At 73.4% G+C, this 23,912-nt stretch carries 19 protein-coding genes; 13 read left to right on the top strand and 6 right to left on the bottom strand.

Annotated elements, in window-relative coordinates:
* Nucleotides 1–12: 12 nt before the first annotated feature.
* The 3 genes from IH48_RS0129680 to sigJ form a co-directional block, all read right to left on the bottom strand.
* Nucleotides 13–630: a helix-turn-helix transcriptional regulator gene (locus IH48_RS0129680; RefSeq protein WP_037843702.1), complete on the bottom strand. Its 618-nt coding sequence runs from the start codon at nucleotides 628–630 to the stop codon at nucleotides 13–15.
* Between the two features lie 80 nt (nucleotides 631–710).
* Nucleotides 711–1,631 (bottom strand): NADP-dependent oxidoreductase, encoded by a 921-nt coding sequence (locus tag IH48_RS0129675; RefSeq protein WP_030911441.1) that lies wholly within the window; start codon nucleotides 1,629–1,631, stop codon nucleotides 711–713.
* Between the two features lie 223 nt (nucleotides 1,632–1,854).
* A complete protein-coding gene (gene sigJ, locus IH48_RS0129670; protein ID WP_030911947.1) occupies nucleotides 1,855–2,751 on the bottom strand; it encodes an RNA polymerase sigma factor SigJ in 897 nt (298 codons plus the stop codon).
* A gap of 132 nt (nucleotides 2,752–2,883) precedes the next feature.
* Here sigJ and holA point away from each other — a divergent pair, with 132 nt between their 5' ends.
* The gene (gene holA / locus IH48_RS0129665; RefSeq protein WP_030911438.1) at nucleotides 2,884–3,879 is read left to right on the top strand and encodes a DNA polymerase III subunit delta; all 996 of its coding nucleotides are present in this window, start codon (nucleotides 2,884–2,886) and stop codon (nucleotides 3,877–3,879) included.
* A 224-nt stretch (nucleotides 3,880–4,103) separates the two neighbouring features.
* On the opposite strand, the gene rpsT is transcribed toward holA, so the two are convergent.
* Nucleotides 4,104–4,370: a 30S ribosomal protein S20 gene (rpsT, locus tag IH48_RS0129660; protein WP_030911435.1), complete on the bottom strand. Its 267-nt coding sequence runs from the start codon at nucleotides 4,368–4,370 to the stop codon at nucleotides 4,104–4,106.
* A 270-nt stretch (nucleotides 4,371–4,640) separates the two neighbouring features.
* Between rpsT and lepA the strand changes: the two genes are divergently transcribed.
* The 4 genes from lepA (at nucleotide 4,641) to hemW (ending at nucleotide 13,524) form a co-directional block, all read left to right on the top strand.
* Nucleotides 4,641–6,512 (top strand): translation elongation factor 4, encoded by a 1,872-nt coding sequence (gene lepA, locus IH48_RS0129655; protein WP_030911432.1) that lies wholly within the window; start codon nucleotides 4,641–4,643, stop codon nucleotides 6,510–6,512.
* Between the two features lie 927 nt (nucleotides 6,513–7,439).
* Nucleotides 7,440–9,329 (top strand): AMP-dependent synthetase/ligase, encoded by a 1,890-nt coding sequence (locus tag IH48_RS0129650; protein ID WP_030911430.1) that lies wholly within the window; start codon nucleotides 7,440–7,442, stop codon nucleotides 9,327–9,329.
* A gap of 216 nt (nucleotides 9,330–9,545) precedes the next feature.
* Nucleotides 9,546–11,627 carry a SpoIIE family protein phosphatase gene (locus IH48_RS0129645; protein ID WP_030911427.1) on the top strand — a complete coding sequence of 694 codons (2,082 nt, stop codon included), beginning with the start codon at nucleotides 9,546–9,548 and terminating at the stop codon, nucleotides 11,625–11,627.
* 664 nt (nucleotides 11,628–12,291) lie between these two features.
* Complete coding sequence (gene hemW / locus IH48_RS0129640; protein ID WP_030911424.1) at nucleotides 12,292–13,524, top strand: radical SAM family heme chaperone HemW; 1,233 nt, start codon at nucleotides 12,292–12,294, stop codon at nucleotides 13,522–13,524.
* A gap of 54 nt (nucleotides 13,525–13,578) precedes the next feature.
* Here the strand turns inward: hemW and IH48_RS0129635 are convergent, their stop codons facing one another.
* Together IH48_RS0129635 and IH48_RS0129630 are read right to left on the bottom strand one after the other, a co-directional pair.
* Nucleotides 13,579–14,409 (bottom strand): DUF3097 domain-containing protein, encoded by an 831-nt coding sequence (locus IH48_RS0129635; RefSeq protein ID WP_030911421.1) that lies wholly within the window; start codon nucleotides 14,407–14,409, stop codon nucleotides 13,579–13,581.
* A gap of 9 nt (nucleotides 14,410–14,418) precedes the next feature.
* Nucleotides 14,419–15,177 carry an MBL fold metallo-hydrolase gene (locus tag IH48_RS0129630; RefSeq protein WP_051840858.1) on the bottom strand — a complete coding sequence of 253 codons (759 nt, stop codon included), beginning with the start codon at nucleotides 15,175–15,177 and terminating at the stop codon, nucleotides 14,419–14,421.
* Nucleotides 15,178–15,360: 183 nt separating this feature from the next.
* On the opposite strand from IH48_RS0129630, the gene hrcA reads away from it, so the two are divergent.
* The 8 genes from hrcA to IH48_RS0129590 all read left to right on the top strand — a co-directional run bounded on the left by hrcA (nucleotide 15,361) and on the right by IH48_RS0129590 (nucleotide 23,894).
* On the top strand, nucleotides 15,361–16,377 hold the full coding sequence (gene hrcA, locus IH48_RS0129625; RefSeq protein WP_030911416.1) for a heat-inducible transcriptional repressor HrcA: 1,017 nt from the start codon (nucleotides 15,361–15,363) through the stop codon (nucleotides 16,375–16,377).
* Nucleotides 16,378–17,511 carry a molecular chaperone DnaJ gene (gene dnaJ, locus IH48_RS0129620; protein WP_030911413.1) on the top strand — a complete coding sequence of 378 codons (1,134 nt, stop codon included), beginning with the start codon at nucleotides 16,378–16,380 and terminating at the stop codon, nucleotides 17,509–17,511.
* Between the two features lie 225 nt (nucleotides 17,512–17,736).
* Nucleotides 17,737–18,810, top strand: a complete 1,074-nt coding sequence (locus IH48_RS0129615) for a nitronate monooxygenase (RefSeq protein WP_030911410.1) — start codon at nucleotides 17,737–17,739, stop codon at nucleotides 18,808–18,810.
* Nucleotides 18,807–19,553, top strand: a complete 747-nt coding sequence (locus tag IH48_RS0129610; protein WP_030911407.1) for a 16S rRNA (uracil(1498)-N(3))-methyltransferase — start codon at nucleotides 18,807–18,809, stop codon at nucleotides 19,551–19,553. Before IH48_RS0129615 ends, IH48_RS0129610 begins: the two co-directional genes overlap by 4 nt.
* 637 nt (nucleotides 19,554–20,190) lie before the next feature.
* Entirely contained in the window at nucleotides 20,191–20,550 is a 360-nt protein-coding gene (locus IH48_RS0129605) for a histidine triad nucleotide-binding protein (protein ID WP_030911405.1), read from the top strand.
* Between the two features lie 24 nt (nucleotides 20,551–20,574).
* Nucleotides 20,575–21,486, top strand: coding sequence for a ribonuclease Z (locus IH48_RS0129600; RefSeq protein WP_030911402.1), 912 nt, complete (start codon nucleotides 20,575–20,577; stop codon nucleotides 21,484–21,486).
* Nucleotides 21,487–21,590: 104 nt separating this feature from the next.
* Nucleotides 21,591–22,721: a carbohydrate kinase family protein gene (locus tag IH48_RS0129595; RefSeq protein ID WP_030911399.1), complete on the top strand. Its 1,131-nt coding sequence runs from the start codon at nucleotides 21,591–21,593 to the stop codon at nucleotides 22,719–22,721.
* A 141-nt stretch (nucleotides 22,722–22,862) separates the two neighbouring features.
* Entirely contained in the window at nucleotides 22,863–23,894 is a 1,032-nt protein-coding gene (locus tag IH48_RS0129590; protein WP_051840856.1) for a PhoH family protein, read from the top strand.
* The last annotated feature ends 18 nt before the right edge of the window (nucleotides 23,895–23,912 follow it).

Here is a 23,912-nt window from a genome sequence, read left to right as displayed (position 1 = left end):
CGGCGGCGTTCGTCACTCGCGCGGCTCGCGACCGTCCCCGCGGTCGCCGGCGCCGTCCGCGGCCTCGCGGGCCTCTTGCTGGTGGCCTCGGCGGGCATCGCGGTCGAAGATGCCCATGATCTCGCACGGCCCGCGCTCGGCGCCGATCGCGTGCGGCATCATCGTGGGGAACTCCGCGGCCTGGTTGGTCTCGACGCGGATCCGGCTGTGGCCGAGCATGAGGACGGCGGTGCCCGACAGGACCACCAGCCATTCGCGGCCGGGATGGGCGCGCATGCGGGCGGGGTCGTCCGGCGGCGGGTCGGTCATCCGCCGGCGCATCACGCTGACGCCGGGGTCACCCTTGACGGCCCACCGCATCAGGCCGTGAACGCCGTCGATCACCGGGCTGGTGACGACATCGTCGGAGGCGTTCTCCACGAGCTGGTCGAGCGATGTGTCCAGGGCGCGGGCGAGGGTCACGAGCTGATCCAGCGCGAGGCGGCGCCGGCCGTTCTCGATGCGGCTGAGCGAGGACTGGCTCATATTGGCGCGGCCGGCCAGTTCTTCCAGGGACCAGCCCTGGGCGACCCGCAGGGCCCGGATCCGTTTGCGTACGAGGCTGTCAAGATCCGCATTTTCTTGCGTCATGGGCAGTACTGTATGCCTTTCCCGCAATGCGGTCGGCGGACCACCGGTGATCCGTGCTCCGATCACCGGTGGTCTCCGGTTCAGCCTTCCGTGACGCGGATGATCGCCTTGCCCGGGGTGCGCGTGGCGGGGGTGAACGCGGCGGGTGCTTCGGCGAGCGGCCGTACGGAGCCGACGACCGGCTTGATCCGGCCGTCCCTCACGCGCCGGACGAGGTCGGCGAGCCGGGCACGGTCGGGTTCGACGACGAAGAAGACCGCCCGGCCGTCCTCGGGCCGAACGTTCGGCGGCATGGCGATGGTGACGAGCGTGCCGCCGGCCCGGACCAGAGCGGCCGATCGGTCGAGAATGTCTCCGCCGATCACATCGAACACGACGTCGGCCTGGCCGGCGTCCTCCAGCTTCTCCGTGCCCAGGTCCAGGAAGGTGTCGACGCCCAGTGCGAGCGCCCTGTCCCGATCGGCGGACCGGCCGGTGCCGATGACACGGGCGCCGGCCTCGCGGGCGAGTTGTACCGCGATCGAGCCGACGCCGCCCCCGGCGCCGTGGATCAGGACGGTCTGGCCCGTGCCCAGGCGGCCGTGGTCGAACAGTCCCTGCCAGGCGGTCAGCCCGGAGATCGGCAGGGCGGCGGCCAGGGTGTGGTCGATGTCCGCAGGCAGCGGTGCGATATTGCGGGCCTCCACCGCGACGTATTCGGCGAGCGAGCCGTTGCGGGTCCAGTCGGCCATGCCGAACACCCGCTGGCCGACGCTCACGCCGGTCGTGCCGAACCCCAGCTCTTCGACGACACCCGAGAACTCGTGTCCGGGCACGCTCGGCGTCCGGTCGCGGCCCGCACGATCGGTCCACGTGGCCGGCCAGTCCAGCTCTCCGGGGGTGAAGCCCGCCGCGTGCACCCGCACGACGACGTCGTTCTCGGCCATGTGGGGGTAGGGCAGGTCCGCCAGGGCCAACCCGGCGAGACCGGCCTCACGGTCGCGGACGGTAACGGCTTGCATACATGTCCTTTCCGGTCAGGAGGCGACCCGAATGCGCGACCCTTCACACGCGAGCCTCGTCGCGGCTCGTGATCCGGGGAGATGCGGTAGGGGGATGCGGTAGATGGATCCTTGCCATTCCGCCTGATCGATCTCACCTGCTGGCGCGCATTCCCTCGGCTGCCTCGCTGCCTCGTTCCGATTCTCATCAGGGAGACGAGGCAGCCCCCCGGGACGTGACGGCTCAGAGGTGGGAGAGCTTGTCCGGGTTGATGACCCTGCGGTAGGCGGTGATCAGACCGTCCGCGATCTGCAGCGTGTCCACGGAGTAGACACGCCCCTCCCGGCGGAACGCCAGGGAGAGTTCGCCGCCGACCTCGACGAGGTCGATGCGGTCAGGACGCCACTGGCGGCCGACACGCACCATCACCTCGGCGACGCGCTCGCCGCCGTGGATGGGCTTGCGCGCCGCGGCGGCCTTGTCGCCGCCGTCGGTGACGTAGACGGCGTCCGGGTGCAGCAGCCTGACCAGGCCGGCCAGGTCCCCGGCCTCGTAGGCAGCGCGGAAGACCGCGAGGACGCGTTCGCGTTCCGCCTTCGACGCCTGCGGCATGGACTGCTTCGCCTTGGCCACCCGCCGTCGCGCCCGGGAGGCGAGCTGCCGGGCACCCGGCACGGAGACGTCCAGCACTTCGGCGATTCGGCCGAACGCGAGACCGAAGACGTCGTGCAGGACGAGGGCCACCCTCTCCGGCGGGGACAGTTCCTCCATGATCAGGAGCATCGCCGAGCCGACGGACTCGTCGACGAGGACCGGCTGCGACGCGTCCGGCCCGGTCAGCAGCGGCTCCGGCAGCCACGGCCCGACATAGGTCTCCCGACGGAAACGGGCGCTCTTGAGAATGTCGTACGACCGGCGCGCGGCCACCGTCACCAGCCAGGCCCGCAGGTCATCGATGCCCCGCAGATCGGCTCCTGCCGCCCGCAGCCACACATCCTGGGTCACGTCCTCGGCGTCTGCCACGCTGCCGAGCAGCCGGTAGGCCGCGCCGAATACCGCGGGCCTGTGCCTCTCCCATCCGGCTTCGAGCGGGTCCTCCCGCTCGGACCGTCGGGGGCCGTGCCCGTCACCCGTACAGATCGCAACCTCCTGCGGCTCGCGGATCCAGCGTAGCCATCCGGACTCGGGATCCTCGCAGACAGCCGCGCCGGCCCGGACACCCGGACCCGCCCCGGCGGCCCGTTGTCGGTGGGGCGTGCCATGCTGACAGCGATGGCCACCAAGAACGCACGCGACGACGACCCGCTCGCCCCCCTCACCCTCGCCGTGGGCCAGGAGGACCTGCTGCTCGACCGCGCCGTGCAGCAGGTCGTCGCCGCGGCGCGCGCGGCCGATCAGGACACTGACGTGCGCGACCTGACGTCGGACCAGCTCCAGCCGGGCACACTCGCCGAGTTGACCAGCCCGTCGCTGTTCGCCGAGCGCAAGGTCATCGTCGTGCGCGGCGCGCAGGACCTGTCCGCCGAGACGGTCAAGGACCTCAAGGCCCACTTCGGCGCGCCCGTCGAGGAGATCACGCTCGTGCTGCTGCACGCGGGCGGCGCCAAGGGCAAGGCCGTCCTCGACGCGGCCCGCAAGGCAGGGGCGCGCGAGGTGGCCTGCCCGAAGACGACGAAGCCCGCGGAGCGGCTCGGTTTCGTACGGTCCGAATTCCGCGCCCTGGGCCGCTCGGCCACGCCCGAGGCGTGCCAGGCCCTGGTCGACGCCATCGGCAGCGATCTGCGCGAGCTGGCGAGCGCGGCGTCCCAGCTCTGCGCCGATGTCGAGGGCACGATCGACGAGGCGGTCGTCGGCCGCTACTACACGGGCCGCGCGGAGGCATCGAGCTTCACCGTCGCGGACCGCGCGGTCGAGGGCAGGGCGGCGGAGGCGCTTGAGGCGCTGCGCTGGTCGCTGTCGACGGGCGTGGCTCCCGTACTCATCACCAGCGCGCTCGCGCAGGGCGTGCGCGCCATCGGCAAGCTGTCCTCAGCGCGCGGCGGCCGCCCGGCGGACCTGGCGCGCGAGCTCGGCATGCCGCCGTGGAAGATCGACCGGGTGCGCCGGCAGATGCGCGGCTGGACGCCGGACGGTGTCGCCACCGCGCTGCGTGCGGTGGCCGAGGCGGACGCGGGCGTCAAGGGCGGCGGTGACGACCCGGAGTACGCGCTGGAGAAGGCGGTCGTGACGATCGCACGAGCCGCCCGCCCGGCCCATCAGGGCCGCTGAGCCCGCCCGAGCTACTGAGCCCACCGGGCCGCCGGCCGCCGTGCATGCGTGAGGCCCCCGGCCTTGGGTGGCTGGGGGCCTCACGTGTACATCCGGTGGATCCGCACCCGCGTGGCGAACGCAGTCGGTGCGCGGATCCGGGTGCCGGCAGGGGCGGGAGAGAGGGGCCCGCCGGGTCCCGCCGGCGTCGATCAGACGATCGGGTCAAGCACGAGCGAGAGCGCTCAGCCCTGGATGCCGTTCACCGTCGCGGCCAGCGCCGACTTCTTGTTGGCGGCGGCGTTCTTGTGGATGACACCCTTCGACGCGGCCTTGTCGAGCTCGCGCGCGGCGAGGCGGGCGGCGGCGGTGGCCTTCTCCACGTCACCGGCGGCCGCGGCCTCGCGGGTCCTGCGGATCGCCGTCTTCAGGGAGGACTTGACGGCCTTGTTGCGCAGGTGCGCCTTCTCGTTCGTCTTGTTCCGCTTGATCTGGGACTTGATGTTCGCCACGAAAGAGCCTTTGCAGGTTCGGATGATCTTCTTCGGTGAGCGTCGCGCGCACGAGGCACGAGACACAGCTGTTCAGGCTAGCAGCCCCGATATGACCGGCCCAAATCGGTCGCGGGGCGCCTGCCGTGGGACGATGGTGTTTCTGCGTATCGATCCGATCCGATGTCGACCCGAGACAAGGCGACACGCCCCAAGGACAGCATCCGCGGACAGTGTCCGCACCAGGATCAGTACCCGTAAGGCGAAGCCACTCAAGAATCAGGACCCTGCGTGCCCGCGACCCCTGTCAACGTGCCCGAGCCCAGCCGCACGGACCCCGCGCTGATCCGTAACTTCTGCATCATCGCGCACATCGATCACGGCAAGTCCACGCTCGCCGACCGGATGCTCCAGCTCACCGGTGTCGTCGATCAGCGGCAGATGCGCGCCCAGTACCTCGACCGCATGGACATCGAGCGCGAGCGCGGCATCACCATCAAGTCCCAGGCCGTCCGGCTGCCCTGGGCGCCCACCGCGGGCGAGGGGCACGGCACGACCCACATCCTCAACATGATCGACACCCCCGGGCACGTCGACTTCACCTACGAGGTCTCCCGGTCGCTCGCCGCCTGCGAGGGCACGATCCTGCTGGTCGACGCCGCGCAGGGCATCGAGGCGCAGACCCTCGCCAACCTCTACCTGGCGATGGAGAACGACCTCACGATCATCCCTGTGCTCAACAAGATCGACCTGCCGGCGGCGCAGCCCGAGAAGTTCTCCGAGGAGCTCGCGAACCTGATCGGCTGCTCGCCCGACGACGTGCTGAAGGTGTCGGCCAAGACCGGCCTCGGCGTGGACCTGCTGCTCGACAAGGTCGTCGCGGACATCCCGGCGCCGGTAGGCGTCGCCGACGCGCCGGCCCGCGCGATGATCTTCGACTCCGTCTACGACTCGTACCGCGGCGTCGTCACGTACGTCCGCGTGGTCGACGGACAGCTCAACAAGCGCGAACGCATCAGGATGATGTCGACGGGCGCGACGCACGAGCTGCTGGAGATCGGCACCAACTCGCCGGAGATGCGGGCGGCCGACGGGCTCGGCGTCGGCGAGGTCGGCTACCTGATCACCGGTGTGAAGGACGTACGGCAGTCCAAGGTCGGCGACACCATCACCTCGCAGGCCAAGGGCGCGACCGAGCCGCTGGGCGGCTACAAGGACCCGCGGCCCATGGTCTTCTCCGGGCTCTACCCGCTGGACGGCTCCGACTACCCGGAGCTGCGCGACGCCCTGGAGAAGCTGCAGCTCAACGACGCGGCCCTCGTCTACGAGCCGGAGACGTCCGCCGCACTCGGCTTCGGTTTCCGCGTCGGCTTCCTCGGCCTGCTGCACCTCGACGTGATCAGGGAGCGACTGGAGCGCGAGTTCGGCCTCGACCTGATCGCGACGGCGCCGAACGTCGTCTACCGGGTGGTGATGGAGGACGGCAAGGAGCACACCGTCACCAACCCGAGCGAGTTCCCCGAAGGCAAGATCGACGAGGTGTTCGAGCCGGTCGTGCGGGCCACGATCCTCGCGCCGAGCGAGTTCATCGGCTCGATCATGGAGCTCTGCCAGGGCCGGCGCGGCACGCTGCTCGGCATGGACTACCTCTCCGAGGACCGGGTCGAGATCCGCTACACGCTGCCGCTCGCGGAGATCGTCTTCGACTTCTTCGACCAGCTGAAGTCCAAGACGCGCGGGTACGCGTCGCTCGACTACGAGCCCACGGGCGAGCAGTCCGCCCAGCTGGTGAAGGTCGACATCCTGCTGCACGGCGACAAGGTGGACGCCTTCTCCGCGATCACGCACCGCGACCAGGCGTACGCCTACGGCGTGCGGCTCGTCGCCAAGCTCCGCGAGCTGATCCCGAGGCAGGCGTTCGAGGTGCCGGTGCAGGCGGCGATCGGCTCCCGCGTCATCGCGCGCGAGACGATCCGCGCCATCCGCAAGGACGTACTCGCGAAGTGCTACGGCGGCGACATCTCCCGCAAGCGGAAGCTGCTGGAGAAGCAGAAGGAGGGCAAGAAGCGGATGAAGATGGTCGGCAGCGTGGAGGTGCCGCAGGAGGCGTTCATCGCGGTGCTGTCCAGCGACGACTCCGGGTCGGGCAAGACGAAGAAGTAACACGCGTGGGCGCGCCGCCCTCGCCGGCCGCGCCCACGCTTTGCGACGACCGCACCGCACCACGCTTTGCGTCGACCGCGCCGCACCACGCCTTGCGTCGACCGCGCCGCACCATGGGTCGGCGTGCCACGACCGCGCCCCCGGCGCCCGCGCCGGCCGGGCAGCGGCCCCGGGCCCGGGCCGTGCTTGTTCGAGCGGCACCGGCACCGGGTCCCCGGACCCCGCTGTGAGCCGCGGGCCCGCCCCGGCTCGCGGCGGGCCCCATATCCGGGGCGGAGCCCCTGGCTCCGCCCCGGCACTACGCGTCGGCGCGCCATGAGCGTGGCCCCGGCGCCCGCGTCGCCCCAAACCGTGGCTCGTTCCCGCGGCACCGGCCCCCGCGCGCCGCTGCCGCGGGCATGCGCCCCGGGTTCGCGCGGTCCCGAACACGCCGCCCGTGCCCACGCGTCGGGTCGGCCGCGCCCACACCGCCTCGGCGCCCGCGCGCGCCGCCGTCGGCTCCGTGGTCCTGCCCATTCGAGCGGCACCGGCACCCTGCACCCCGCTGCCGCCGGGCGCCACGGGCGCGCTCCGGAACCGGCCTCCGGCGGGCGGCGGGGCTCCGAAGCCCGGTCGCCCCCGGCCCGAGTGCGCGCGGCTCGCGCCTGGCCACCGGCCGGTACCGCGCCTTCCGCGCCTCGCCGCAGGCGCGGTCCGGACGTCAGGCGGGCCGCGCGGAGACCCCCGCGGCCCGCCGACCGTTCGTGCATCCTCCCTGCGCCGCCCCCTCACGGGTGTGTGGGAAATGTCGCCCCCCTTACGCCTGTGCCACCTGGGGCCTAGTCTGATTACCGCCCGGTAGCTACTCGTCGGTCAGTTACCGGAACGCCATACGTCTCTTGATCAGATGCATCGTGCGGTGCGACCCGTACGGTTCCGGAGGAAGCCGTGAGCGACACAGACAACTTGATCGAGAACCGGCCGCCCTCCGTGGCGACCCTCTTCATTGAGCGCGTGGCGGCCACGCCTGACGCGGAGGCGTTCCGGTACCCCGTTCCCCCCGCGTCGGGCCAGGGGCCCGACGAGTGGAAGTCGCTCACCTGGGGCGAGACCGCCGAGCGCGTCTACCACATCTCGGCCGGCCTCGTCGCGCTCGGCGTGCGGCCCGAGGAGCGCGTCGCGCTCGCCTCGGCCACCCGCATCGAGTGGATACTCGCCGACTTCGGCGTGATGTGCGCGGGCGCGGCCACGACGACCATCTACCCGTCGACCAACGCCGACGAGTCCGTCTTCATCCTGTCCGACTCCGGCAGCCGCGTGCTGATCGCCGAGGACGCGAGCCAGCTCGCCAAGGTGCGGGCGCACCGCGCCGAGCTGCCCGACCTCGCGCACGTCGTGGTGATCGAGGCGGCGGACGCGAAGCCGGCCGAGTCCGACCCCGAGGGCTGGGTACTCTCGCTCGACGACCTGGAGAAGCTCGGCGCCGAGGAGCTCGCGGCCCGCCCCGACGTCGTCAGGCAGCGGATCGGCGCCCTCAGGCCCGACCAGCTCGCGACGCTCATCTACACGTCGGGCACGACCGGCAGGCCCAAGGGCGTCAGGCTGCGGCACGACTCGTGGTCGTACATGGCGAAGGCCATGGCGGCGACCGGGCTGATCTCCAAGGACGACGTGCAGTACCTGTGGCTGCCGCTCGCCCACGTCTTCGGCAAGATGCTCACCTCGGGGCAGATCGAGGTCGGCCACGTCACCGCCGTCGACGGCCGCGTCGACAAGATCATCGAGAACCTGCCGATCGTGCGGCCGACGTACATGGCCGCGGTGCCGCGCATATTCGAGAAGGTCTACAACGGCGTCGCCGCCAAGGCGCGCGCGGGCGGGGCCGCCAAGTACAAGATCTTCCAGTGGGCCGCGGCCGTCGCCCGTGAGACGTCGAAGGTCTCCCAGGACAATTTCCGGCACACGGGCAACGAGTCCGTCCCCTTCGGCCTCGCCGCCAAGCACAAGGTGGCCGACGCGCTGGTGTACGCGAAGATCCGCGAGGCGTTCGGCGGCAGGCTCCGCGCGGCCGTCTCCGGCTCCGCCGCACTCGCCCCCGAGATCAACTACTTCTTCTCGGGCGCGGGCATCCCCATCCTGGAGGGCTACGGGCTGACGGAGACGAGCGCGGCCTGCTTCGTCAACCCGGGCGTCGCGATGCGCACGGGCACGGTCGGCAAGCCCATGCCGGGCACCGAGGTGCGCATCGCGGCGGACGGCGAGGTCCTCATCCGCAACCCCGCGATCATGGTCGGCTACCACGGCCTGGACGAGAAGACCGCCGAGGTCCTGGAGCCGGACGGCTGGTTCCACACGGGCGACATCGGGGAGCTCTCCACCGACGGGTACCTGAAAATCACCGACCGCAAGAAGGACCTCATCAAGACGTCCGGCGGCAAGTACATCTCGCCCGCCGAGGTGGAGAGCCAGTTCAAGGCGGTGTGCCCGTTCGTCTCGAACATCCTCGTCGTCGGGGGCGGACGCAACTTCTGCAGCGCGCTCATCACGCTGGAGGAGCCCACGATCATGGAGTGGGCCGCGGAGCACGGCCTGGGCGGCAAGACGTACGCGCAGGTCATGGAGGCCTCCGAGACGCAGCGGCTGATCGACGGGTACGTCCAGCGCCTGAACGACGGGCTCCAGCGCTGGCAGGCCATCAGGAAGTTCCGCCTGCTGCCCCGCGACCTCGACATCGAGCACGGCGAGCTGACGCCGAGCCTCAAGCTGAAGCGCCCGGTCGTGGAGCGCGAGTACGGCGACCTGATCGAGGACATGTACGCGGGCACGCGCGAGAAGTGAGAGCGTGCGCGCGAGAGGAGTGACGCGCGGTGCGGCGCCGGGCCACTGCCCCGGCGCCGCGGGCTGTCCCGATGCGTAATCTCTGCCCTTTTCGGTGACTTGGCGTGCACGGGCGGGGTCTGTCTGCCACCCTTGCTTGGTCACCCACAGGACCGACGAGGCGTGCCGTGACCGGCACAGCGCACACGCAGCAGACAACCGGACACGGGAGCCGCAGTGGGGCCCTTTCCGATCCAGCGTGCGACCGACCCCGGCAACCCGAGCGGGGAGCCGCAGGGGGCGGACGCGCCGCCCTCCGTCCGTATCAGCCTGGAGAGCGACCCGGTCGCGCCCGCGGAGGCGCGGCGGCTCGTGCGCGCGGCCCTCGCGGAATGGGCGGCGCTCGGGCTGCTCGGCGCGTGCGCCTTCTGCGGCACGCGGGCCGGCGGCGAACCTCCGCCGCCCGGTCCTGGAGGCGGCGAGGACGCCGCCGGATGCGCGCCCGGCGCCCACAGCACGGACCTGCTCGCGGACGACGCGGCCCTGGTCGCGGACGAACTGGTCACCAACGCCGTCGTGCACGCGGGCACCAGCGTCGAGGTGCGCTGCCGCCTCCACGAGCGGGCCACGGCCGGCACACCGGGCACCGGCGGCGCGGCAGCGCAGTCCGACGGCGCGGCAGCGCAGTCCGACGGGGGGCCGCACGGCGCGGACGAGGAGCTCGTCGGGCTGCTCGTCGAGGTCTCCGACCACCACCCGTCGCGTGCGCCCGCCGACCCGGGCACACCGTACGGACAGGCCGGTGGACAGGCCCCCGAGTACGGCCGCGGCCTCCAGATCGTCGCCTCGCTCGCCGAGTGCTGGGGCGTCACGTACAGGACCGGGCTCAAGACCGTCTGGGCCCGCATCCCGCTGGACGGCGCGGGCGCCCTCGGCAGGCCGCCCGTCCGCGCGGACGAGGAGGCGGCCGGAGCCGTCCGCGGCTCGGCACGCGACGAGGCCGACTGGCGCGGGCACGGCGCGCTGTCCTTCCTCGCGGAGACGTCGGACCTGCTGGCGGGCCAGCTCGACGAGGAACTGGTCGCGGCGCTGGCGGGCCAGCTCCTGGTGCCGCGGCTCGCCGACTGGTGCGCCGTGTGGCTGGACGGGGCGGGCACGGCGCCGCGCCTCGCGGGAGCCTGGCACGCGGACGAGTCGCGGCTCGACGCGCTGCGCGCCGCGCTGGAGAAGAACCCGCCGGGTCCTGGCGACCCGCCGTATCCGGGCGTCACCGAGATGCGGGGACCCGCGGCCGACGGCGACCCGGGCGTGGCGCTGGCCTGCCGGCTCGTCACGAACGGCAGGCCCGTCGGCACCCTCGTGCTCGGCAGACCCGGCAAGGCGGCCGTGTCCGACGCGATCGTCACGCTCGTCGAGGACTTCGCGCGCCGCGTGGCACTCGCCATCGGCGCGGCACGCCGCTACACGCGGCAGGCCACCATCAGCCGCGTGCTCCAGCGCGGTCTGCTGCCCAGCCAGGTGGCACGGATCCCGGGCGTCGCGAGCGGCCTCGTCTACGAGCCGAGCGACGAGGGGCTGGCGGGCGGCGACTTCTACGACGTGTTCCACTGCCCGGGCGACCGCTGGTGCTTCATGCTCGGTGACGTGCAGGGCAGCGGCCCCGAGGCCGCGGTCGTCACGGGTCTCGCCCGGCCCTGGCTCCGGCTGCTCGGCCGCGAGGGGTACCGCGTGGGCGAGGTGCTCGACCGGCTGAACAGGCTGCTGCTCGACGACGCGACGGAGGCCGCGGAGGCGGCGTCCGCGCTGGCCGCCGTGAGCGCGGCGGAGACGATGGCGGCGGGAGAGGCCGTGGCGGCGGGGCTGCCGGTCGCCGGCGCGTCCGACGGCTACCATCCGCGTTTCCTCTCCCTGCTCTACGGGGAGCTCGTGCCGCTGCCCGTCGGCGGCAAGGGCGGCGGAGCCCGGTGCACGCTGGCCAGCGCGGGCCACCCGCTGCCGCTCCTGCTCCGTCCTGACGGGACCGTGCGGCAGGCGGCCGAGCCCCAACTGCTGCTCGGCATCGCGGAGAACAGCCCGTACCAGAGCCATACCTTCGACCTGGAGCCGGGCGACACGCTGCTGTGCGTGACCGACGGCGTGACCGAGCGCCGCTCCGGCGGCCGGATGCTGGACGACGGCGACGGGCTCGCGCATGCCCTGGCCTCCTGCGTGGGGCTGAGCGCCGAACGGGTGGCGGGGCGCATCAGGAGTGTCGTGCACGACTTCGACGGGGCACCGCCGGACGACGACCTGGCCCTGCTCGTCTTCCAGGCGGAGTGAGCGGCGCGCACGCGCGCCGAGCGCTCAGGACCGGCCACGTGGCAGGTACCGGCCGCTGAGGCGGGCCGGCTGTGCGGCCAAGTCCGGTCACGCGGCCTGGGCCGGCCCGTCGCCCGGGCCTGTGACGTACGGCGCGGCGCCGCTGCACGGAGAGCAGGCGCGCGGCAGGCATCGGCCGCTGAGGTGCGCGAACCACGCCGCCAGGAGGGCACGAGGGCCCGGGTCGGCCCGGCGGTCGGGCGCCGGGCGGCACACGCGGCCCGTCGGGGCCGGGCCCGGGTAGCCGGTACGGCGCGTGCCGTCCGGTGTGCGGGTAGACGCGGTGGGTGCTGGTCGCCGATGTACGCGGGGCGCGCCGCGGTGTCCTGCGCTCGGCCGGGCCGGGCACAGGGTCGGGCCTGCGGGAGCGTCGGCGTAAGCGGGCCGGGCACGGTCCCGGGACCCTCGCGGCGCCTCGGGGCCGGGCGCCGGTTGCCGGTACGGCGCGTGCCGCCCGGTGTGCGGGCACACGCGGCGGGTGCCGGTCGCCGATGTACGCGGGGCGCGCCGCGGTGTCCCGCGCCCGGCCGGGACGTGGCACAGGGCCGGGAACGGGAACGGGAACGGGAACGGGCCGGGATCGACCCGGCCAGGGCCGGGCGGCGCGTGCGGGACAATGGAGCCCATGCCCTCCGCACTGCCAGACGGCGACCCCGTCCCCACCACGGGCGAGCTGCCGCCGCACGCCCTCGACGGCGCGGCCGACCGTCCCCTCGGCTTCTACCTGCACGTGCCGTACTGCGCGACCCGCTGCGGCTACTGCGACTTCAACACCTACACCGCCACCGAGCTGCGCGGCTCCGGAGGCGTGCTCGCCTCGCGCGACAACTACGCCGACACCCTGGCCGACGAGGTCCGCCTCGCCCGCAAGGTGCTCGGCGACGACCCGCGCCCGGTGCGCACGGTCTTCGTCGGCGGCGGCACGCCCACCCTGCTGGACGCGGCCGACCTCGTGCGGATGCTCGCGGTCGTGCGCGACGAGTTCGGCCTCGCGGATGACGCCGAGGTCACAACCGAGGCCAACCCGGAGTCCGTCGGCCCCGCCTACCTCGCGGTCCTGCGGGAGGGCGGCTTCAACCGCGTCTCGTTCGGCATGCAGAGCGCGCGGCAGCACGTGCTGAGCGTCCTCGACCGCACGCACACGCCCGGCCGCCCCGAGCGCTGCGTCGCCGAGGCGCGCGACGCGGGTTTCGAGCACGTCAACCTCGACCTGATCTACGGCACGCCGGGCGAGAGCGACGACGACTGGCGCGCCTCGCTGGCCGCGGCGATCGGCGCGGGCCCCGACCACGTGTCCGCCTACGCCCTGATCGTCGAGGAGGGCACGCGCCTCGCCCGCCGCATCAGGCGCGGCGAGGTCCCCATGACGGACGACGACGAGCACGCGGACCGCTACCTCATCGCGGAGGAGGCGCTGTCGGCCGCGGGCTACTCCTGGTACGAGGTGTCCAACTGGGCCACCACCGAGCCCGCGCGCTGCCTGCACAACGAGCTGTACTGGCGCGGCGCCGACTGGTGGGGCGCGGGCCCGGGCGCCCACAGCCACGTCGGCGGCGTGCGCTGGTGGAACGTGAAGCACCCCGGCGCCTACGCGGCGGCACTCGCGGACGGCCGCTCGCCGGGCGCGGGCCGCGAACTGCTCACGGCGGAGGACCGCCGCGTCGAGCGCGTCATGCTGGAGCTGCGGCTGCGGGAGGGCGTCCCGCTGGCGCTGCTCCACGAGGACGGCCTGACGGCGGCGCGCCGAGCCGTGCGGGACGGCCTGCTGGAACCGGCCCCGCACGAGGCGGGCCGCGCGGTGCTCACCCTGCGCGGCCGACTGCTGGCGGACGCGGTGATCAGGGACCTGGTGGACTGATCCCACTCCCGTAGCCGCGCCCGCGCCCGCGCCCGCCGCCGAGGCCCGCAGGCCTCACGGGCCCTCGGGGCCGCCGATGGTGACGAAGTCGATCAGTTCCTCCACCCGGCCGAGCAGCGCCGGCTCCAGGTCCCTGTACGAGTGGACCGACGCGAGGATGCGCTGCCACGCCGCGCCCGTGTTCTCCGGCCAGCCGAGGGCGCGGCACACCCCCGTCTTCCAGTCCTCGCCCCTCGGCACCCTCGGCCAGGCGCCGATGCCGACCGACGACGGCTTCACGGCCTCCCACACGTCGATGTACGGGTGGCCCGCCACCAGCACGTGCTCGCCCGAGGCGTCGGCGGCGATGCGGGACTCCTTCGTGCCGGGCACGAGGTGGTCGACCAGGACGCCGAGACGCGCGTCAGGCCCCGGGGCGAAGTCCGCGACGATCGCGGGCAGGTCGTCCACGCCGCCGAGGTACTCCACGACGACGCCCTCCACGCGCAGGTCGTCGCCCCAGACCTTCTCGACGAGCTCCGCGTCGTGCCGGCCCTCCACGTAGATGCGGCCCGCACGCGCGACGCGCGCCCGCGCGCCCGGCACCGCGACCGAGCCGGACGCGGTACGGGACGGAGCCGCGGGCGCCGCGGGACCCGGGCGCACGAGCGTGACGGGCCTGCCCTCCAGCAGGAACCCGGCCGGCTCCATCGGGAAGACGCGGTGCTTGCCGAAGCGGTCCTCCAGGGTGACCGTCGGCCCCTGCGCGGTCTTCTCGCAGCGGATCACCGCACCGCAGAACCCCGTCGACACCTCCTCGACCACCATCTCGGGCTCCGCGGGAACCTCGGGAACGGGCGTGGAGCGCTTCCACGGGGGCGTCAGGTCAGGGCTGTAGCTGCGCACGCACCGACCCTATGCGCTCCCGGCGCCGAACGCCGCCGCCAGCGCGGCGCGTTGCTCGCGGACGAATGCCGCGTCCACCACCGCGCCGTGCCCCGGCACGTAGCGCGCGGCCTCGCCGCCGAGTGCCAGCAGGCCGTCGAGCGCGTCGGGCCAGCGGCCCGGCAGCGCGTCGGGACCGGCCTGCGCAGGACCCGACTCCTCCACCAGATCGCCGCAGAACAGCACCGGGGGACCGGTGCGCGGGCGCACCAGCACCGCCAGGTCGCCCGCCGTGTGGCCGGGGCCCGCGTCCACCAGGAGCGCCACGGTGCCGCCGCCGAGGTCCAGCTCGTACGGGCGTGAGACCTTGACCCCGGGCGCACGGAGCGCGGCTGTCGCCGCCGCGGCGTCCTCCCGCGCCACGCCGTGGCCGACCGCGTCCGCGTACAGCGCGGCCCGGCCCGCCGCGCCCGCCAGCTCGCGGGCCGCGCCCGGGGCGGCGATGACCTCGGCGTCCGCGAAGGCGCCCGCGCCGAGAACGTGGTCGAAGTGCGGGTGCGTGAGTGCGAGGTGCGTCACCCGCCCGCCGCCCAGCAGGCGCTCCGCCGCACCCCGCAGCGCCGCGCCCTCGCCGAGCGTCGAGCCCGCGTCGACGAGCAGCGCGCCCGCGGCGCCCACCACGAGCCCCGCCGTGCAGTCCCAGCCGGGCAGCCTGCACCGGCCGACGCCCGGCGCCAGCTCCTCCCAGCCCTCCGCGGCCCAGCCGGGCGCGCCGCCGCCGTCCACCATCGAGCTCTCCTCCGTCCTCGGGCCCCGTACGTGCCCCTGTGGTGCCTTTCGCTCGAACACTGCCTTGCTACGCCCGCACCCCACAGCCGTACACTGACCCGGAAGGGGCTGGCACTCCACCGGATCGAGTGCCAAACAGGGTCGTAAAGGGCGACGAACGACGACGGCTGGAGGTGTGCGCCGGTGCTCAGCGAACGCAGACTCGAAGTGCTGCGTGCCATCGTCCAGGACTACGTCGGCACGGAGGAGCCCGTCGGCTCCAAGGCGCTCACCGAGCGGCACCGCCTCGGCGTGTCGCCCGCGACGATCCGCAACGACATGGCCGTCCTGGAGGACGAGGGCTACATCGCCCAGCCGCACACGAGCGCGGGCCGCATCCCCACCGACAAGGGGTACCGGCTGTTCGTGGACAAGCTGGCGGGCGTCAAGCCGCTGTCCTCGCCCGAGCGCCGCGCGATCCAGAACTTCCTGGAGGGCGCGGTCGACCTGGACGACGTCGTGGGCCGCACCGTGCGGCTGCTCGCACAGCTCACCCGGCAGGTCGCCGTCGTCCAGTATCCGTCGCTGACGCGCTCGACGGTGCGTCACGTGGAACTGCTCTCCCTCGCGCCGGCCCGGCTGACGCTCGTCCTGATCACCGACACGGGCCGCGTCGAGCAGCGCATGATCGACTGCCCGGCCCCGTTCGGCGAGGTCGCGCTCGCGGATCTGCGGGCGCGGCTCAACAGCCGGGTCGTGGGGCGCCGCTTCGCGGACGTGCCGCGGCTCGTGCAGGACCTCCCCGACTCCTTCGAGGCGGAGGATCGTGCCACCGTCTCCACCGTCCTCGCGACGCTGCTGGAGAACCTGGTCGAGGAGACCGAGGAGCGCCTGTTGATCGGCGGCACGGCGAACCTCACCCGGTTCGGGCACGACTTCCCCCTGATGATCAGGCCCGTGCTCGAGGCGCTTGAGGAGCACGTCGTGCTGCTCAAGCTGCTCGGCGAGGCGGGCCAGCCGGGCATGACGGTACGCATCGGGCACGAGAACGCCCACGAGGGCCTCGCGTCCACATCCGTCGTCGCCGTCGGCTACGGTTCGGGCGACGAGGCAGTCGCCAAACTCGGCGTGGTCGGACCGACCCGCATGGACTACCCGGGAACGATGGGAGCGGTACGCGCAGTGGCACGTTACGTCGGACAGATCCTGGCGGAGTCGTAAGTGGCCACGGACTACTACGCCGTACTCGGCGTGCGCCGCGACGCCTCCCAGGACGAGATCAAGAAGGCGTTCAGGAGGCTCGCGCGCGAGCTGCACCCGGACGTCAACCCCGATCCCAAGACGCAGGAGCGTTTCAAGGAGATCAACGCCGCCTACGAGGTGCTGTCCGACCCGCAGAAGAAGCAGGTCTACGACCTCGGCGGCGACCCGCTCTCCGGAAACGGCGGGGGAGCGGGCGGCTTCGGCGCCGGCGGCTTCGGCAACTTCTCGGACATCATGGACGCGTTCTTCGGCACGTCGTCGCAGCGCGGGCCGCGCTCGCGCACGCGCCGCGGCCAGGACGCGATGATCCGTCTGGAGATCGAGCTGGGCGAGGCGGCCTTCGGGACGACCAAGGAGATCCAGGTCGACACGGCCGTCGTCTGCACCACGTGCAACGGCGAGGGCGCCGCGCCCGGCACATCGGCGCAGACGTGCGACATGTGCCGCGGCCGCGGCGAGGTCTCGCAGGTGACGCGGTCGTTCCTCGGCCAGGTCATGACGTCGCGCCCGTGCCCGCAGTGCCAGGGCTTCGGCACGGTCGTGCCCACCCCGTGCCCCGAGTGCGCGGGCGACGGGCGGGTGCGCTCGCGCCGCACGCTCACCGTCAAGATCCCGGCCGGTGTCGACGACGGCATGAAGATCCAGCTCGCGGGCGAGGGCGAGGTCGGCCCTGGCGGCGGCCCCGCCGGGGACCTGTTCGTGGAGATCCACGAGCAGCCGCACGGCATCTTCCAGCGGCGCGGCGACGACCTGCACTGCACGGTGACGATCCCCATGACGGCGGCCTCGCTCGGCACGAAGTGCCCGCTGGAGACGCTGGACGGCGTGGAGGAGATCGACGTGCGCCCGGGCACGCAGTCGGGCCAGTCGATCCCGCTGCACGGCCGCGGCGTGACCCACCTGCGCGGCGGCGGGCGCGGCGACCTCGTCGTGCACGTCGAGGTGACGACACCGTCGAAGCTGGACCCGGAGCAGGAGCACCTGCTGCGCGAACTGGCCAAGCTGCGCGGCGAAGAGCGGCCGACGGGCCAGTTCCAGCCCGGCCAGCAGGGGCTGTTCTCCCGGCTGAAGGACGCCTTCAACGGCCGCTAGGCGGCACGGGCACGTTCGTACGCACGGGACCGGCGCGGGCTGCGGCTCGCGCCGGTCCCGTGCGCCTGCGCGTGGCCGGTTCTCGTCGCCGCCGGGCGCCTGCCGCCGGTCTCAAAGGGGGCGATTTGGTCCTTGCGAACCGCTGCGACCGGTGGCCCTGTCTTTGGCATATGCCAGATGCGGTAGCGATTCGGCGTGCTGATCCGGACATGGCACGATGCGTGCATGCCCTCCACGCTGACCGATCTCTTTCGGTATCCGATCGTGCAGGCCCCCATGGCAGGCGGAGCGTCCTGCCCCCAGCTGGCCGCCGCCGTGTCCGACGCGGGCGGCCTCGGCTTCCTCGCCGCCGGCTACAAGACGGCGGACGGCATGTACGAGGAGATCAAGCACCTGCGCGGGCTCACGGGCGCCCCCTTCGGCGTGAACGTCTTCATGCCGCAGACCCGGCACGCGGACCGCGCCGCCGTGGAGCTGTTCCGCAGTCAACTCGCGGGCGAGGCCGACTGGTACGACACGGCGCTCGGGGACCCCGATCGGGGATGGGACGACGGCCACGAGGCCAAGCTCGCCATACTGCTCGACGATCCGGTGCCGGCCGTGTCGTTCACCTTCGGCTGCCCGCCCCGCAGCGTGTTCGACAGGTTCCGCCGCGCCGGCACGTTCACGATGGTCACCGTCACGACCCCCGAGGAGGCGCGCACCGCCCAGGCCGCGGGCGCCGACGCGGTCTGCGCGCAGGGCGTCGAGGCAGGCGGCCACCAGGGCACGCACAAGGACGAGCCCTCGGCCGACGGCGCGGGCATCGGCCTGATGTCCCTCGTCGTCCAGGTCAGGGACGCCGTCGACCTGCCCGTGCTCGCGGCCGGCGGGCTCATGCGCGGCCACCAGGTCGCCGCGGTGCTCGCGCTCGGCGCGGACGCCGCGCAACTCGGCACCGCGTTCCTCGTGACACCCGAGTCGGGCGCCGACGAGCTGCACAAACACGCCATGACCGACCCGCTGTTCGCGCGTACCGAGCTGACGCGCGCCTTCTCGGGCCGCCCCGCGCGCGGGCTCGTGAACCGTTTCATGCGCGAGCACGGCCCGTACGCGCCGCAGGCCTATCCCGAGGTGCACCACCTCACCTCGCCGCTGCGCAGGGCCGCCGCGAGGGCGGGCGACCCGCAGGGCATGGCGCTGTGGGCGGGGCAGGGCCACGGGATGGCGCGCGCGCTGCCCGCGGGGCAGCTCGTCGGGGTGCTCGCCGCGGAGACCGACGCGGCGCGAGCCGCGATGTCGCTCGGCAACGCGTCATGACGGCGCCGGTGTTCGTGGTGGGCGCCGATGTCGCGCTGCGCCCGGGCACGGTCGTGCTCGACGGGCCCGAGGGCCGCCACGCCGTGTCCGTGCGGCGGCTGCGCGCCGGCGAGGAGGTCGTCCTCACCGACGGCGCGGGCACCGGCGCCTACGGCACCGTCCAGGCCGTGCAGGGCAAGGACCGCCTCGACGTCGCCGTCACGGACGTGCGCACGGAGGACGTGCCGGCGCCGCGCGTCACCGTCGTGCAGGCGCTGCCGAAGGGCGACCGTGGCGAGCTGGCCGTCGAGACGATGACCGAGACCGGCGTCGACGCGATCGTCCCGTGGCAGGCGGGGCGCTGCGTCACGCGGTGGAAGGGCGAGCGCGGCGCCAAGTCGCTGGCGAAATGGCGCTCGACGGCGCGCGAGGCGGGCAAGCAGTCGCGCCGCCTGCGCTTCCCCGACGTCGCGGACGCGGCGTCGACACGCGACGTCGCCGCGCTGCTCGCCACCGCGGACTTCGCGGCCGTGCTGCACGAGGACGGCGGCGTCGCCGCGCCACTCGCCACCGCGGAACTGCCGCGCACAGGGCACCTGGTGCTCGTCGTAGGACCCGAAGGCGGCGTCACTCCCGAGGAGTTGGCGGAATTCGCGGACGCTGGCGCCCTGCCGCACCGCCTGGGCGCGAGCGTCCTGCGCACGTCGACGGCGGGCACGGCGGCCCTCGCGGTCCTGCTGGCCCGCACGGGCCGCTGGTCCTGACCGCGTATCGCCTGCGGCGCGCGGCCCGCTGGTGGTGACGGGCCTCAGCTGCCTGCACCGCCGGTTGGCCCTGGCCGGGCGCCGTCCGTCTCGGTTCGGGCCTGCGGTGCCCTGCCCGTACAGGGCGCCCGGCGTGCGGCCGCCGCACGCCGGGCGGCGGTATCGGTTTCCGTGACGTCGCGCTGCCCGCCTGTGGCGGCGTGGGCCGCTGGTGGTGACGGGACGCAGCTGCCTGAACCGCCGGTTGGCCCTGGCCGGGCGCCGCCCGTCTCGGCCGGGGCCGCCAGTGTCCTGACCGCGCGTGGGCGCGCCCCGGTCGCATCCCGCGTTGCCACTTGCCGCCTGTGGCATGCACAGGCCGCTGCTCGCGAGGGACCCGGTTGCTCGCACGGGGCGCGGGCCCCTGATTCGCGCGGCCACCGTCGTCCCGGCCGCCTGGCACAGCCACCCGCCCGCACGTGGCCTCGCGTCCCCCGCGGCCCCGCCGGGGCTGGTCCCGATCGTGCGGCCGCCTGCGCCGCGGGCCGCGTGCCCCGCGGCCCGGCGGCCGGCGGCCGCACCCGCGGCTGAGTGGAACGTCCGCCGGCGTGGCCGGATACGATGCCGTCCTACGGACGTGAGGAGTGAGGACCCGGCCATGGCGGGAGAACCACAGGCGGACTGCCTGTTCTGCAAGATCGTCGCGGGGGACGTGCCTGCCACGGTCGTGCGCGAGAGCGCGACCACCGTCGCCTTCCGCGACATAAACCCGCAGGCCCCGACGCACGTCCTCGTCATCCCCAGGGCCCACTACGCCGACGCCGCCGCCCTCGCGGCCGCCGAGCCGGACATCGCCGCCGACGTGCTGCGCGAGGCCGCCGAGGTCGCCGCAGGCGACAAGGTGGACGAGGGCGGCTACCGGATCGTGTTCAACACCGGGGGCGGCGCCGGCCAGACGGTCTTCCACGTGCACGCCCACGTACTCGGCGGACGCGGCTTCAACTGGCCCCCCGGATAGCCGGGCAGGGACGGGACGGTCGCCGTGTCCGTACGCGAACTCGTCGTGCTGGGCACCGCGAGCCAGGTGCCCACACGCCACCGCAACCACAACGGCTACCTGCTGCGCTGGGACGGCGAAGGCCTGCTGTTCGACCCGGGCGAGGGCACGCAGCGGCAGATGCTGCGCGCCGGGGTGTCCGCGCACGACGTCGACCGCCTCTGCGTGACGCACTTCCACGGTGACCACTCGCTCGGGCTCGCCGGGGTGATCCAGCGCATCAACCTCGACCGCGTGCCCCACCGGGTCACCGCCCACTACCCGGCGAGCGGGCAGCGCTACTACGAGCGGCTCGCGCACGCGACCGCCTTCCGCGAGACCGTCGCGATCGCGCGGGGCCCGGTCGAGGGCGACGGGCTCGTCACGCTCGCCGAGACACCCGCGTACACGCTGTGCGCGCACCGCCTCTCGCACCCGGTCGAGGCGTACGGCTACCGGCTCACCGAGCCCGACGGCCGCACGATGCTGCCGGACCGGCTCGCCGCGCACGGCGTCGCGGGCCCCGACGTGGGGCGGCTGCTGCGCGACGGCGAGCTGCGGGGAGTGCGGCTCGACGACGTCAGCCGCGTGCGCCGCGGACAGCGGTTCGCCTTCGTGATGGACACGCGGCTGTGCGACGGCGTGCACGCACTGGCGGACGGCTGCGACCTGCTCGTCGCCGAGTCCACGTTCCTCGACGAGGACGCGGACCTGGCCGCGGACTTCGGCCACCTGACCGCGGGCCAGGCGGGCGCGGTCGCCCGCGACGCGCGCGTGCGCCACCTCGTGCTGACGCACTTCTCGCAGCGCTACGACGACCCCGCCGCGTTCGGCCGCCAGGCGCGCGCGGCGGGCTTCACCGGCGAGATCACGGTCGCGGCCGACCTCATGCGCGTCCCCCTGCCGAAACGCCGCTAGCCGCCGCTCACCGCCGCCGCCCGCCGCGGCCCCTCGCGGCCCGCCTCTTACAACCGTCCTCATCGGGCAGACTGGCCGGAAAGCACGCGTACCAGGAGCCCGCCGTGACCCCACGAGACCGCACCGGAGAGACGACAGCCCGCAGCGGCGCCGCGGAGCCGGGCATCGACCCGCTCGGCGGGCTGCGCGGGCGGGGCGACCCCGACTGCGACGTGTACCTGACCGGCACCGTCTTCCTCGACATCATCTTCACCGGCCTCGACAGCGCACCCGTGCGCGGCACCGAGTCCTGGGCGCGCGGCATGGGATCGAGCCCGGGCGGCGTCGCCAACATGGCGACCGCCCTCGCCAGGCTCGGCCTGCGGACGTCACTGTCCGCCGCGTTCGGCGACGACCACTACGGCGAGTACTGCAAGGACGCGCTCGAACAGGGCGAGGGCATCGACCTCTCCAGGTCGCGCACCGTGCCCGGCTGGCACTCCCCGGTCACCGTCTCCATGGCCTACGAGGGCGAGCGCACGATGGTCTCGCACGGCCACGAGGCGCCCCCGCCCGACGGCGCCCTGCCCGAATGCCCGCCGCGCGCGCGTGCCGCCGTGGCCTCGCTCGTCCCCGGCCGCAGGCAGGACTGGATCGCCAGGGCGGCGGGCGGGGGCGCGCGCGTCTTCGCGGACGTCGGCTGGGACGACACCGGCAGCTGGGACCTGCGCCGCCTCGCGGACCTGGAGCACTGCGAGGCGTTCCTGCCCAACGCGGCCGAGGCGATGCGCTACACCGGCACCGAGTGCCCGCGCGCCGCCGCGCGCGCCCTCACCGAGCACGTGCCCGTCGCGGTCGTCACGCTCGGCGCGGACGGCGCCTACGCCGTCGACGGCGGCACGGGCGAGACCGCCGAGGTCCCGGCGATCGCCGTCGAGGCGCTCGACCCCACGGGCGCGGGCGACGTCTTCATGGCCGGGTTCATCACCGGCTCGCTCGCGGGCTGGCCGCTCGCCGACCGGCTCGCGTTCGCGGGGCTCACCGCGGCCCTGTCCGTCCAGGAGTTCGGCGGCTCGCTCTCGGCGCCCGGCTGGGCCGAGGTCGCCGCCTGGTGGAGCTACGTGCGCGACGACGCCGGCCAGGACCCGGGCGGCCTGCGCCGCTACGACTTCCTGTCCTCGCTGCTGCCCGCTCCCGCCAGGCCCTGGCCGCTGCGGCGCGCGGTCCCGACGATCGGCTTCCGCCGCTCGACGTGACGGCGCGGCCCGCCGCCCGTCCGGCCGGTGTCGAAAAGTCCTTCGGGCTTGTCGGTGCGGGGTCGTACGCTGGTAGTCCAGAGGTTGTCGAGCAGCGAGAACCCTGCAACGGGAGGTATGTGCAGGCCACAGCGCCGGCCCATGAATCGGACATCCACAGCCCAGCAGCCCTCGCAGGACCGGACCACGGCACGGTTCACCGTCCCCGCCAAGCACCCGATGGTGACGGTCCTCGGTTCCGGGGATTCGCTCCTCCGTGTGATCGAGACGGCGTTCCCGTCCGCCGACATCCATGTGAGGGGCAACGAGATCAGCGCCTCGGGCAGCGCGGCCGACGTCGCCCTGATCCAGCGCGTGTTCGACGAGATGATGCTGGTGCTCCGCACCGGTCAGCCGATGACGGAGGACGCAGTGGAACGTTCCATCGCCATGCTCAAGGCGAGCGAGAACGGCGGTGCGGACGGCCAGGAGACGCCGGCCGAGGTGCTCACGCAGAACATCCTGTCCAACCGTGGCCGCACGATCCGCCCGAAGACGCTCAACCAGAAGCGCTACGTCGACGCGATCGACAAGCACACGGTCGTCTTCGGCATCGGCCCCGCCGGCACCGGCAAGACATACCTCGCCATGGCCAAGGCGGTGCAGGCCCTGCAGTCCAAGCAGGTCACCCGGATCATCCTGACCAGGCCCGCCGTCGAGGCCGGTGAGCGGCTCGGCTTCCTGCCCGGCACGCTCTACGAGAAGATCGACCCCTACCTGCGGCCCCTGTACGACGCGCTGCACGACATGCTCGACCCGGAGTCCATCCCGCGCCTGATGGCGGCGGGCACCATCGAGGTCGCCCCGCTCGCCTACATGCGCGGCCGTACGCTCAACGACGCCTTCATCATCCTGGACGAGGCGCAGAACACGAGCCCCGAGCAGATGAAGATGTTCCTGACACGCCTCGGCTTCGACTCGAAGATCGTCATCACGGGCGACGTCACCCAGGTCGACCTGCCCGGCGGCACCAAGAGCGGCCTGCGGCAGGTCCAGGACATCCTGGAAGGCGTCGACGACGTGCACTTCTCCCGCCTCTCGTCGCAGGATGTCGTACGGCACAAGCTCGTCGGCCGTATCGTCGACGCCTACGAGAAGTACGACAGCCGCACAGGCAACGAGCCGCGGCACTGACCGGGGAGTGTCCCAGCG

This window comes from Streptomyces sp. NRRL F-5126 (assembly GCF_000721265.1).
Classification (GTDB): Bacteria; Actinomycetota; Actinomycetes; order Streptomycetales; family Streptomycetaceae; genus Streptomyces.
This window is presented reverse-complemented; position numbering and strand designations above follow the sequence as displayed.

Excerpts from the sequence above, each read along its gene's own strand:
- holA (WP_030911438.1), top strand. The coding sequence starts at position 2,884 with ATGGCCACCAAGAACGCACGCGACGACGACCCGCTCGCCCCCCTCACC.
- hemW (WP_030911424.1), top strand. The coding sequence starts at position 12,292 with ATGCCCTCCGCACTGCCAGACGGCGACCCCGTCCCCACCACGGGCGAG.
- IH48_RS0129590 (WP_051840856.1), top strand. The coding sequence starts at position 22,863 with ATGAATCGGACATCCACAGCCCAGCAGCCCTCGCAGGACCGGACCACG.
- IH48_RS0129675 (WP_030911441.1), bottom strand. The coding sequence starts at position 1,631 with ATGCAAGCCGTTACCGTCCGCGACCGTGAGGCCGGTCTCGCCGGGTTG.
- IH48_RS0129680 (WP_037843702.1), bottom strand. The coding sequence starts at position 630 with ATGACGCAAGAAAATGCGGATCTTGACAGCCTCGTACGCAAACGGATC.
- IH48_RS0129605 (WP_030911405.1), top strand. The coding sequence starts at position 20,191 with ATGGCGGGAGAACCACAGGCGGACTGCCTGTTCTGCAAGATCGTCGCG.
- IH48_RS0129630 (WP_051840858.1), bottom strand. The coding sequence starts at position 15,177 with ATGGTGGACGGCGGCGGCGCGCCCGGCTGGGCCGCGGAGGGCTGGGAG.
- IH48_RS0129610 (WP_030911407.1), top strand. The coding sequence starts at position 18,807 with ATGACGGCGCCGGTGTTCGTGGTGGGCGCCGATGTCGCGCTGCGCCCG.
- IH48_RS0129615 (WP_030911410.1), top strand. The coding sequence starts at position 17,737 with ATGCCCTCCACGCTGACCGATCTCTTTCGGTATCCGATCGTGCAGGCC.